We start from the raw sequence: 12,416 nt of genomic DNA, 5'->3' as shown, positions 1-12,416 counted from the left end.
ATACAGGATGAGACCATGCTGACCCAGCTGACCGTCAACAACTTCGCCATCGTCAAGTTTCTCGAACTCGATCTGCAACCGGGGATGACCTGCATCACAGGTGAGACCGGTGCCGGTAAATCCATCGCCATCGACGCTCTCGGTCTCTGTCTGGGTGAGCGGGCCGAAGCCGGCATGGTGCGACCCGATAGCGACAAAAGCGAGGTCAGCGCCCGCTTCCTGCTCGACAACAACCCGGCCGCCCGTGCCTGGCTCGCCACCAACGAGCTGGAGAACGAAGGTGAGTGCATCGTGCGGAGAGTCATCTCTGCCGAGGGGCGTTCGCGCAGCTATATCAACGGTGTGCCCGTCCCTCTCACCCAGCTCAAGAATCTGGGCCAGCTGCTGGTCAACGTACACGGTCAGCATGCCCACCAGATGCTGCTCAAACCCGACAACCAGCTCGCCCTGCTCGATGGCTATGCCGGTCACCATCTGCTGCTCGACGAGGTTCGCCAGCACTATCAGCAGTGGCGCCAACTGCAAAACGAGCTGAACCGGCTCAAGGCCGAGCAGCAACAGCGGGAGGCCCGCCGCCAGCTGATCGAGTACCAGGTGCAGGAGCTGGACGAATTTGCCCTGCAACCGGGGGAGTTCGAAGAGATAGAAGAGGAGCACCAGCGTCTGGCCAACGGCACAGAGCTGATGCAGGAGTGCGGGGCTTGCCTCGATCTGCTCTATGACAACGAAGAGACCACTATCGCAGGGTTGCTGCAATCAGCCGTCGATCGGGCCGAGGGGCTGGTCAGCATGGACAGCCGCCTCACCCCGGTACTGGAGATGCTGAACGAAGCGCTGATCGGGGTACAGGAGAGCCACAGCGAACTGCGTAGCTACCTCGATCGGCTGGAACTGGATCCCGAGCGTTTTAACGAGCTTGAGGCCCGCCTCTCCAAGGCGATCAATCTGGCCCGCAAGCACCATGTCAAACCGGCAGATCTGGCCCAGCATCATCAGGAGCTGGCCTCTGATCTCGCCCGCCTCAACTCAGACGAGGAACGGCTAGAGGGCATGGAAGACGAGCTGGCCGAGGCCCGTCAGGCGTTTGTTCAGGCCGCCGAGGCCCTGAGCCTGAGCCGCCAGCGTTACGCCCAGGAGTTGGGTGCCAAGGTGACCAGCAGCATGCACGAACTGGCGATGCCCGATGGTCGCTTTGCCATCGAGGTGCGCCCCGATGCCCAGAGCAGCCTCTCTCCGCTGGGTATAGATCGGGTCGAATTTATGGTCACCACCAACCCGGGTCAGCCCATCCAACCGCTTGGCAAGGTGGCTTCGGGCGGTGAACTGTCGCGTATCAGCCTTGCCATCGTGGTGATCAGCGCTCGCAAGGTCTCCACTCCGACCCTGATTTTCGATGAAGTGGATGTGGGGATCAGCGGCCCGACCGCCGCCGTGGTGGGTCGCCTGCTACGTCAGCTTGGCGAGTCGACTCAAGTGATGGTGGTCACTCACTTGCCGCAGGTAGCGGGCAATGGCCACCAGCACATGGTGGTGAGCAAGCACACCGACGGCAAGACTACCGAAACCCGGATGGATGCGCTCGATCAGAGCGCCCGGCTCAACGAGCTGGCCCGCCTGCTGGGGGGCGATCAGATCACCGACATTACCCTGGCCAATGCCCGCGAGCTGCTGCACCATTAATTCCCTGGCCAGCCTGATGGCAACATAACCACCGGCAGGCTCTGGCTCTGGAAAAGCATCCTGAGTCAGTAGGGCAAATGCCTCCCCAGCCATTTGTCAGAGCGGTGAGATCACCGACCCAGATCAATAAAATGGTGGATTTGGCCAAGCAGGCAGCAACATCTGCCGGGATCGGGTTGCCTTGACGAGGGGGATTTCGCATAGTGTTGCCCCCTTTATGGGTATCCAATTGTGAGGCTTTGTCTATGATCCACGTTTTTGGCCACAAGAATCCCGACAGTGACAGTATCTGCAGCGCTCTGGTGATCGCTGACTGGCTCAATGCACAAGGCCGTCAGGCCACCCCATGGCGCCTCGGCGATCTGCGTACCGAGACCCGCTTCATTCTGGAGCAGGCTGGTGTTGCCGAGCCCGAGCTGCTGACTCAGGATCTGACCGATAAAGATGTCTGGCTGGTCGACTTCAGTGATCTGGAGCAGGGCCCAGCCACCCTCTCCCAGGCCAATGTACTGGGACTGGTGGATCACCACCGTCTCGGCTCCCTGATCACCCAGTCTCCGCTGGATGCCTGGATCCGGGCCGTCGGCTGCACCTGCACCATCGCTTTTGATCTGCTGAGCCAGCAAGGTACCGTGACCCGCAGCCAGGCTCGCCTGATGCTGGGTGCCATCATGAGCGACACCCTCTGTCTCACCTCGCCAACCACCACCGAGCAGGACAAGATCGCCTGCGAGCGTCTTGCGCCGCTGGCCGAGGTGTCGCTGGCCGAGTTTGGTCAACAGCTGCTGATGGCAAAAACCGATCTGAGCGGTCTCACTCCTGCGCAGTTGCTGCAGCAGGATGAGAAAGCATTCCAGGCCGAAGGTCTGAACTTCATCATGAGCCAGATTGAAGTGGGCAGCGAACAACAGCTTGCCGACCAGATCGACACTCTGCAGCAAGAGATGGCACACCGTGTTGAAGGCGAAGGGCTCGACTTTTTCGTCCTGATGGTGACCGACCTGACCGCCGCCGCCAGCCGCATCTACTTTACCCGCCACGCCAAAGTACCGGCAGAGTCCAGCTACCACCCGGGCTTTGTCAGCCGCAAGAAGCAGGGTCTGCCCTGGGTGATGGAGTTGCTGGCCAAGGCTTAAGCACGCCTATCACCAAGCCTCAGCAAAAGCCCCGCCTCTGTGCGGGGCTTTTTTATTTCACCACAGCTAGAGTCGTGACTTGCCCCCCAATTGACAGGTAACACCATAACTTTGCTTACATATTTTCGGCTGTTATTTACCATGGCTTTGCTGCACGATTGTCGCCCTGTAACCCTTTCGTGTTCTGATTTCATTCAGGTGTTCAATGAAAATAAGCTCCAAGCTGAGAACCCGAGCGCTCTTCACTCTGCTCGGGCTGGCACTGATCGGCTGGCTGGTATGGCCAAGCGATCCTCCCAAAGCGATCCTCAAAGCGCCGGTTACCCGGGAAGATATTGCCCAGACCGTGCTGGCCAGCGGCGTGCTGCAAGCCGTTGAACAGGTTGATGTCGGCGCTCAGGTTTCCGGCCAGGTCACCAAGCTTGCCGTCGAAGCAGGCGATCGGGTCAAGAAGGGGGATTTACTGGCGGAGATTGATCCGCTCATCGCCCAGAACAACCTGAAAACCGCCGAGGCCGAGCTGGCAAGCAACCGCGCCCAGCTCAAGATCAAGCAGGCTCAGCTCAAGCAGTATCAGCTGGCATGGCAGCGCCAGTTACAGATGTTCAAGCAGGAGGCTAGTTCGCGCGCCGATCTGGAGAGCGCCGAAGCGCAGCTGGCCGTCACCCGGGCTGATCTGCAAAGCAGCCAGGCCAACATCGACAACGCCATCATCAAGGTGGAGCGGGCCAAAACCGAGCTCGGCTACACCAAGATCCTGGCGCCGATGGATGGCACCGTGATTACCATTGTCACCCGCCAGGGCCAGACACTGGCAGCTAGCCAGACGGTACCAACCGTGCTCAAGCTGGCCGACCTCGATACCATGACGGTCAAGGCACAGATCTCCGAAGCGGATGTCACCAAGGTGAAGGCGGGCATGCCGGTATATTTCACCCTGATTGGCGATCCGGACACCCGCTATCAGGGGAAATTGCGCGCCGTGGAGTTAGCGCCCACCAACATTAACGATCAGGCTGCAACCGGTACCACCACCAGCAATGCGGCCGTCTACTACTACGCCCTGTTCGATGTGCCAAATCCAGACCATACCCTGCGGGTGGCAATGACCACCCAGGTGACCATAGTGCTCGGCGAGCGCAAGCAGGTACTCACTGTACCGCAAACTGCCCTCGGCAAGTCGCTGGGAGAGAACGAGTATGAAGTCACCGTGATCAAGGACGATGAGACGACCGAAACCCGCCATATCAAGACCGGCATGAAAGATGAAATCCGGATCGAAGTCGTGAGCGGTCTGGACGAAAAAGAGCAGGTGCAGCTCAATCACGGCGCACCTGCCGCTCAGGATGATGTGGCGGTCATGCTATGAGTGAGCCCCTGATCCAGCTAAAAGGGATCGAGCGGCGCTACCAGAGCGGCGAGCAGGAGGTGACCGTCCTCCATCCCCTCGATCTCGTTATCGAAGCCGGAGAGATGATCGCCATCGTTGGCGCCTCCGGCTCCGGTAAATCGACTCTGATGAACCTGCTGGGCTGCCTCGATCGTCCCAGCGGTGGCCAGTATCTGTTCCGGGGAGAGGATACCGCGACGCTCGATGCGCTGGCGCTCGCCCGCCTGCGCTGCCACCACTTCGGCTTTATCTTCCAGCGCTATCATCTGCTGCCCCATCTCGATGCGGCCGCCAACGTCGAGATCCCGGCGATCTATGCCGGAACCAGCCGCCATGACCGACAAGCACGGGCACGTCAGCTGCTCGGTCGTCTCGGGCTCGCTGAGCGCAGTCACCATACACCGGGACAACTCTCCGGCGGCCAGCAGCAACGGGTCAGTATTGCCCGGGCGCTGGCCAATGGTGGCGAGGTGATCCTGGCGGACGAACCGACCGGCGCGCTGGACAGCCAGAGCGGCAAGGAGGTGATGGCGATCCTCAAAGAGCTCCATCAGCAGGGGCACACCATCATTCTGGTGACCCACGACATGGAGGTGGCCAGCCACGCCGACCGGATCATCACCCTCAAGGATGGTCGGGTGCAGGAGGATAGCGGACGCAAGGTTGCCGGCAATCAACCGGTGCTCAACGTACCACCAGCCGCTGGCGAAGGGGCCAGTTATGACTGGGATCGCTATCGGGAAGCGGGGCGTATGGCGGTTCACGCCATGCTGGCCCACCGGATGCGCACCTTCCTCACCATGCTCGGCATCATCATCGGCATCGCCGCAGTGGTGAGCGTGGTCGCGCTGGGACAAGGGGCGAGAACCAAGGTGATCGACCAGATCAATGCGATGGGCACCAACACCATCGAGATATTCCCGGGCAAGGGGTGGGGTGATGAGAAGATGGCGAGCATCCAGACCCTCAACAAGGGGGATCTCGATGCCCTGCTCGGGCAGCCCTATCTGGCCGGCGCCAGTCCCGAGATTGCCAGCCCGGGCCAGCTGCGTTACCGCAACAAGACCAGCAGTGGCAGCGTGACCGGGGTGAGCAACGACTACTTCAAGGTGAAAGGAATGACGCTGGTGAGCGGACGCCTGCTCGAGTGGCAAGACATCCAGCAGCGTGCTGCCGTCGCCGTGGTGGACAAGAAGAGTATTGGCAGCCTGCTTGGCAAGGATGATCCCGTTGGCAAGGTGGTGATGGTCGGCACGCTGCCGGTGCGCATTATCGGGGTTGTCTCGCAGGAGACTGGTTTTGGCCCCTCCAGCCAGTCGGTCAATGTCTGGCTCCCCTACAGTGCGGTGATGAGCCGCCTGATTTCGCAGCATCACTTCAGCCAGCTCACCATCCGGGTCAAGGATGGCATACAGCCGGCACTGGCGGAGCAGGCGGTGATCGAGCTGTTGACCAAACGCCACGGCGTGAAGGACTTCTTCACCTTCAGCAGCGACAGCATCATCAAGTCAGTGGAGAAAACGACCGCCACCATGACCCTGATGGTCTCGGCCATCGCGCTGATCTCGCTGATCGTCGGCGGCGTCGGGGTAATGAACATCATGCTGGTGTCAGTGGTGGAGCGAACCCGTGAGATCGGCATCCGCATGGCGGTCGGTGCCCGTCAGTCCGACATATTGCAGCAATTCCTGATTGAAGCGGTGATGGTAAGCCTGCTCGGCGGGATTTGCGGGGTTGGCCTCTCCCTCGGGATCGGCATGCTCTTCTCCCTGCTGGTCGACAGCATCAAGATGCAGTTCTCGCTCTTCTCTATCCTGATGGCGTTTGGCTGCTCGTCACTCATCGGGATCCTGTTTGGTTATCTGCCAGCGCGCAACGCGGCAAGGCTCGACCCCGTGGTCGCACTGGCGAGGGAATAACATGTACAAATTATCCTGGCTGGCCCTCTCTATCGCCCTTGGTGGCTGCAGCCAGCAGAGCACCTATCACCGGCAAGATCTCGCCATCGTTCCCGTCTGGCAGCAGGCGAACAGCGAACAGCTTGCCACCCAGGCTGGCCCTTGGTGGCAAGCCTTTCACGACCCGCAGCTCAACCAGCTGGTCGAGGCGGTGCTGGCCGCCAACCCGGACATGCGCATTGCCGCCCTCAAGCTCAAGAGCGCCCGGCTGGGTGCTGATCAGGCCGATACCAATCTCACCCCCTCGGTCAATGGCAGCCTGGGCGCGAGTAGCAACAAGGATCTGAAGAGCGGTAAATCAACCAGCAGTATGGGGCCATCACTTGGCCTGAGCTATGAAGTGGATCTGTGGGGCAAGCTGGCATCGGCGAGAGATCAGGCGAGCTGGGAAGCTGCTGCCAGCGAGCAGGATCTGGCCAGCACGCGTCTGATGCTTATCGGCAATAGCCTCGAGCAATATTGGCAGCTTGGCTATCTCGCCTCGGCCATTACCTTGAGCGAGCAACAGCTGGCCAACCTGGCCCGCACCGAGCAGCTGACACAGGCCAAATACAAGGCCGGAGCCATCACCCGACTCGATCTGGCACAGGCCCGCCAGCAGCAAGCGGGCAAACAGGCTGAGCTCGCCTCTCTCAAGGCGCAGCAGGAGCAGGCCCGTAATGCCCTGCGCCTGCTGCTTGGCCGCAGCCACGGACAGCTGGAGTATGCACCGACTTCGCTGACAACCCAGCCCATTCCTGAATTGGCTGTCGGCATTCCCGCCGATCTGCTGGCCCGTCGCCCCGATGTGAAAGCGGCGGAACTGCGGCTGCGCAAAACCCTGGCCAGAGGGGATGAGATCCGCACCGGTTTTTATCCGGGCCTCACCCTGACCGGCAGTGCCAGCACGGCATCGGATAAATTGGCACAGGTGCTGCAAAATCCGGTCGGCTCTCTGGGGGCAACCCTTGCCCTCCCCTTCCTTGAGTACAACCACACCCGTCTTGCTATTGCGAGTTCACAAGTGGATTACCAGATTGCCGAAACCGAGTTTCGCAAGCAGCTCTATACCGCGCTGGTCGAGGTGGAAGACAATCTGGCAGCACGAAGCTACGGCCAACAGCGGCTCAGCTACCTGCAGGAACAACTCGGGTATGCCAAAGAGTCGGAGCGATTGGCCAAGGCGCGCTTTGAAGCTGGGGCTACCGGAGTTCAGGCCTGGCTCGACGAGCAGAACCGCCTGTGGGATGCCGAGCAGAGCCTGCTGGCTCAGCAGAAGGAACAGCTCAACACTACAGCGAAAATCTATCGTGCCATCGGCGGCAGCGATAACCTGACCCAATAATCAGCATGCCCCACCTCGTGAAAGCGGGTGGGGCCTTGTAGATTACTCCCATTTTCTTCTTTCTTTTTACTTCCCCACTCCAAGGATCTCCATTGTCCAGAAATATGCAGGATGAGAGATAACGCTTGATGCACTTGTGTTTCTGTTGTCATATCCCCTCCCATCATTTTGAAGCAAAGACATACAAGGCAAACAACCCTTGTCGGGATCGAGCCACGCACTACCTGCATTTACCGCAGTTCATAAAATGCTAGAGATAAGGTGTTTACGGAGAACCAGTTCACAAAGAGGGACGAAAAATAGTGGTGAGCGGATTGAATAATCCAGTGAGAATATGCAGCAGGCAAAAATAATGCCGCACAGAGGCGGCATTATCGAATATCCAAACTGACGAAATCAGATCAGGAAATCGTTCAGGTCTTTGCCCAACGCTACCTGAGCAGCAATGGCTTTCGGCATACGGCCTTGACCGGTCCAGGTTTTTTCCTGACCATCTTCTTCGTACTTGTATTTAGCCGGACGCGGAGCACGCTTGCTCTTGGCAGCACCAGTCGCAGCAGCCGGAGCAGCGGCACTAGCCAGCAGCTCACGAGGATCAATACCAGCCTGCTGCAGCATTTCGGTGAATTCGCTCAGCTTGCGCTGACGCTCTTCCTGTTCAGCACGCTCCTGCTCAACAGAATCAGCGCGCTCTTGATAAACCAGATCAAACTTTTCTTTAGCTTCCAGCAATTGCTCAAACGGCAGCTCACGAATAGCCGCACGCAGACTGCGAATGTTCAGCAGAACCTTCAGAAACTCGTTCATTATTTCCTCACAAAAATCGGTCACAGAGATAACGGTTTTAGAATAGCATGGACAATTCACGACAACATACAGTTTTTATTTACTTCAAGCTTTTTATTCGCAGTCAAGTCAGTGGTGGTTGTCTGTGTTCGCAAAAGAGAACACAGATATAGATGAAAAACGCTTATGCTAGGCTGCCATTCTGAAAAAAGGCTAAATAAACGACAAAGATAGACTCATAATTACCACATTGTGCCAATAAACCCACTCCGAATCGGCCAAGTCTATGTTTGATAGTCATGAGAGATATCTCAGTAAAAAGCACAGCGCAACACGATCCACTATATCAAATCAGGAGAGTAGGTCTGCAAACTCAGTGGTTAATGATATACCCCTTCCCCTATTAAACCCTCGAATAAATTGCCATCAAACAATTATCTTATCCATATAAATCATCATGTTATGATGACCCTGATAGCTGGTTCTTGATTTCTACAGCGGCAAAGGTAGTAACCAATAGGAAAGGCAGCACTTTAAGAACTGGCTTTCCCGTGAGATTACTGTCCCTTGGCTTCCTTTGCTTCACTATTGGCTCGCTGATCAACGCTATTGATCACTGAGGTGGCTACAGAGCCTTTCAATAAAGGCTCGGTTGGGTATAGCACCAATGCCTCACGGCGCAGTGCATTGGCCTCCTCAATCCGCCCCAGTGCATTAAGAGCTATGACCATATTGGCGTATATATTGGCTCTTGGCGTATGGCGAACAAACTCTTTACCCCAATCAAGATAAGCTTCAAGTTCACCTTTGTTATGGGTCTGCAAACCAACCATAAGACGAACCGAGTTCACATCGAACTCAACTCTGGTCAACCATGCCATTGGATTGACTATATCCAGCAACAAGGTCGGCTCCTTATAGCCACCTCGCTCATATTTGGTAACTACCCAGGCGGTATGGATCGCAGTCAGCATAAAAGGAACCACGACCAGAGGAATCGCAATTGCCATAAAACGTAATAACAACCAGGGGCGATACTCAAATTCCCACCATGTGGTACGCCCATCATAGGCAAGGTTGGCCTCTTCAATCTCAGCATCAATGACGTAAATAAGCGTCAGAAGCAGCCACCACAATGCGATAGCATGATAGAGAGGATATTCAGTCTGGGTATGCAACAAGATGGGTGTAACCAGCGCCAACAACGCCATTCCATGACTCAATCTAGTCTTGCTTAGCCGCCACAATAGTGCGCCACCCATGATCACCATTCCGAGCATAGGGGCAATGCCACCTTCAACAGCCCAGTAGAGAAATTCATTATGTGGATGATCCAGGTTGTATTCGATCTGAATCATGTCAGGATTCAGCGCTTTATCTGCCATGTAGTGATGCAGAAATACAGACTCAAAACTGCCATACCCCCACCCTGTCCAAGGGGCCTGCAAAATCAGCTTTATCGCATATGGCCAATAAATGGAACGCATGCCGCCGGACTGGTAGATCTCCAACCCACGCTTGGCTCCTGCCATCCAGTATTGTGATAGCAGGCCAATCACTACCGCCGATATAATCAGAGCCAATACGCGCCAGAGCAATTGGTGACGATAGAGTTGCGGCAGCAATAAAAACAGGGCTAAAAGGCCACCCAATTGGCCCACCCGGGATTGCAAAACAACTAGCAACAGTGTTGCAGATAGAATGACACCATAGCGCAGAGTCATCAGCAAGCGACTCCCCTCACTACGTAATTCCAGCCAGATAGCAAGAGCTACCCCTGTTGCCATAAAGGTTGCCATCACATTGGGCTGCTGGAATATTCCATATGGGCGATTGGCCTTGGTGTCATAGCCAATCCAGTTGCCCGGGGTCAGTAGATAAAACTGCACCAGACCAATCACAGCCTCTATCGCGATCGCAATCAAGACAAGATAGAGCAATCGGTCACGCAGCAACCGATTAAATCGCCATTGATAGAGACCTAACAAAAACAGCAGACCAGCAAACAGCCCCAGCAATCTGGGGATGGCATAATCCTTGAGAGCAAATCCCGGATAAAGCATAGGGAACAGCAGTAAAAATGCCCCTATCCATAACCTAGCCTGTAATGAAGAAAATACCAGGCGCTGGCGTAGCGTCACCTGCCACAGTCCCAATCCAATAGCCAGCGAGGCAAACACCCACCCCCATGCATTAAAGGGCAGATACAGCCCGGCACCTCCAGGGTTGTGTATAAAAAAATGCATGCCCATCAGCCAGTAGAGCACGCTTAAAATCATCATGATTCGCGTTAACGTCATAGCCCAGTTCCTGAAGCAGACCCAAAACTGAAAGGGCACCGAAAAGATAGATAAAAAGAAAGGGGCAAATAGCCCCCTCCACTCAATCAACCACTCACATTATGCTGCTTCTGGCCGACGAAAAGCATGACGTACCAGCACAATTGCCACCCCCAGCATACCACCTAGCAGGGTAGCCAATACAACAATTAGAGGACGCTTTGGCTTGTCACGGGTAAAAGGCTCTTCCGGTGAATCGATCATATTAAACGATGTAAACTCTACATCTTGAAGATTCAAAGCTTTTAAACTGCTTAACTGTAGACGAATCTTTCCTAATTCAGGGTTAAGCAGTTCAGGGTCTTTAATCTCATTCAATATGTTCAATTTTTCAGCTAAACCTTTCGCACCTAGCTGAATGTTGAAAAGCTCTTGGCTATCAATTCTCTCAAGAGGTGCATCCACCCCGGCGGCTTTGCTAATGCGCAGACTATATCTAACCCGCTGAAGTTCTTCCTGTCTTTTCAACAAAGTATCAGCCTTGACACTGTCGTATTGTGCGGTCAGAGCCTTTATTCTGTTGTGCCATATAGATTGCAGTTCTGTATTTTTGTTTTTGAGTTGCTGCTGCTGGACAAAGTTGATGTACTTCACCAATCGCTGTTGAGCAAGTTCAGGTGTTTCAGCAGAGAAATTTAATGTCATATCTTGACTTGTTTTATCCATGACCCTAGCAGATATCGAATCAGCTAGTGTACTTATTAGTGCTCGCTCACTACGTTTATCCGAGACCCCTGCTTTCTCCATCTCCACTGCATAAATACCTTCTCGCATCAGAAACGCTCGTTTATTATTCATGCTATTAAAGGCTGAAATAAAACTTTGATAAATCGCAGATTGTTCAAGTGATGCAAAAACAGAATTTGATAAGGTGGCATCATCACTGCTGTTTTTGCTGTTGCTGCTAGCTTTTATAGCTTGTATTTTATCCACAGCCAATTGCAGTTCAGCGATTTGGGATACTGAAGGTTCTGAGATAGTAGCTTGACTGGTCCATACTTGGCGTGAAGTCATAGCATAGCCGATTCCCATAATGGAAAAAAACAGAGTTATTAACAAAATTAACACCCTCTGATGCCACAATGTCAACATTAATTCACGCAAGTCAATATCATCCGATTGTGGTATCTGCACCCACTGGTTAGGAATAACAGATGCTTTTTTTTTCATATTTTTCTCTTGATTATTAATATAAGAATTTTGTAACGCTTTTCTTTACAATTAAGCTAACTCAACCAATTTTGGTGCAAATCGATCTTTATCAGATAGTATCAAAGGATATTGATCAGATAACGGCCAATCTATTGCCAACATGGGACAATCCCAACGTATGCACGCCTCATCACCTGGCTGGTAATAATCAGTGCATTTATAAAAAACATCAGCACTATCACTGATCACATAGAAGCCATGAGCAAAACCTTGAGGAATCCACATAAGTTCACCTAACTGCGCATCCAGTATATGCCCAACCCATTTTCCATAGGTTGAAGATGTGGGGCGAATATCGACAGCAACATCGAAAATACATCCTTGAACGACTTGAACCAATTTTCCTTGTGGTCTAGTACGTTGATAGTGTAACCCACGTAGAGTCCCCTTTACCGAGTGACTCAGATTATCCTGCACAAATTGATGGTTACCACAAAATCTCTCAAACTCCGACTGACGAAAACATTCCCTAAACCCCCCTCTCACATCGATGTAGGTTGTAGGGGTCAATATTTTTATCTCATCCAACACGGTTGTTCGACAATTTATCATAGTCAAAGATCAATTAAATTAAACATCAATTAATATGGA

General features: G+C 54.2%; 9 protein-coding genes. 5 read left to right on the top strand and 4 right to left on the bottom strand.

Translation table 11 applies throughout. The features are described 5' to 3' along the window. Positions 1 to 15 precede the first annotated feature (15 nt). The 5 genes from recN (at position 16) to NOM67_RS09480 (ending at position 7,488) form a co-directional block, all read left to right on the top strand. Entirely contained in the window at positions 16 to 1,680 is a 1,665-nt protein-coding gene (gene recN, locus NOM67_RS09500) for a DNA repair protein RecN (protein WP_255936348.1), read from the top strand. Between the two features lie 245 nt (positions 1,681 to 1,925). Beyond that, positions 1,926 to 2,816, top strand: coding sequence for a manganese-dependent inorganic pyrophosphatase (locus NOM67_RS09495; protein ID WP_124243232.1), 891 nt, complete (start codon positions 1,926 to 1,928; stop codon positions 2,814 to 2,816). Positions 2,817 to 3,021: 205 nt separating this feature from the next. Then, entirely contained in the window at positions 3,022 to 4,185 is a 1,164-nt protein-coding gene (locus NOM67_RS09490) for an efflux RND transporter periplasmic adaptor subunit (RefSeq protein ID WP_156852180.1), read from the top strand. Beyond that, positions 4,182 to 6,125 (top strand): MacB family efflux pump subunit, encoded by a 1,944-nt coding sequence (locus tag NOM67_RS09485; protein ID WP_156852181.1) that lies wholly within the window; start codon positions 4,182 to 4,184, stop codon positions 6,123 to 6,125. The genes NOM67_RS09490 and NOM67_RS09485 overlap by 4 nt, the downstream gene beginning before the upstream one ends. 1 nt (position 6,126) lies before the next feature. Next, the gene (locus tag NOM67_RS09480) at positions 6,127 to 7,488 is read left to right on the top strand and encodes an efflux transporter outer membrane subunit (RefSeq protein WP_255936340.1); all 1,362 of its coding nucleotides are present in this window, start codon (positions 6,127 to 6,129) and stop codon (positions 7,486 to 7,488) included. Positions 7,489 to 7,884: 396 nt separating this feature from the next. Here the strand turns inward: NOM67_RS09480 and NOM67_RS09475 are convergent, their stop codons facing one another. From NOM67_RS09475 to rfbC, 4 genes are all read right to left on the bottom strand, one after another. Further along, a complete protein-coding gene (locus NOM67_RS09475) occupies positions 7,885 to 8,295 on the bottom strand; it encodes an H-NS family nucleoid-associated regulatory protein (protein ID WP_104015297.1) in 411 nt (136 codons plus the stop codon). A gap of 536 nt (positions 8,296 to 8,831) precedes the next feature. Next, positions 8,832 to 10,574 (bottom strand): PglL family O-oligosaccharyltransferase, encoded by a 1,743-nt coding sequence (locus tag NOM67_RS09470; protein WP_255936336.1) that lies wholly within the window; start codon positions 10,572 to 10,574, stop codon positions 8,832 to 8,834. A gap of 99 nt (positions 10,575 to 10,673) precedes the next feature. Continuing rightward, a complete protein-coding gene (locus NOM67_RS09465) occupies positions 10,674 to 11,783 on the bottom strand; it encodes an LPS O-antigen chain length determinant protein WzzB (RefSeq protein WP_156852184.1) in 1,110 nt (369 codons plus the stop codon). Positions 11,784 to 11,834: 51 nt separating this feature from the next. Beyond that, positions 11,835 to 12,356 carry a dTDP-4-dehydrorhamnose 3,5-epimerase gene (rfbC, locus tag NOM67_RS09460; protein WP_255936334.1) on the bottom strand — a complete coding sequence of 174 codons (522 nt, stop codon included), beginning with the start codon at positions 12,354 to 12,356 and terminating at the stop codon, positions 11,835 to 11,837. Between the last annotated feature and the right edge of the window lie 60 nt (positions 12,357 to 12,416).

This window comes from Aeromonas sp. SG16, from assembly GCF_024436135.1.
Lineage (GTDB): Bacteria > Pseudomonadota > Gammaproteobacteria > Enterobacterales > Aeromonadaceae > Aeromonas > Aeromonas jandaei.
The sequence above is the reverse complement of the archived record's forward strand: the minus strand, read 5'-3'. Positions and strand labels throughout refer to the sequence as shown.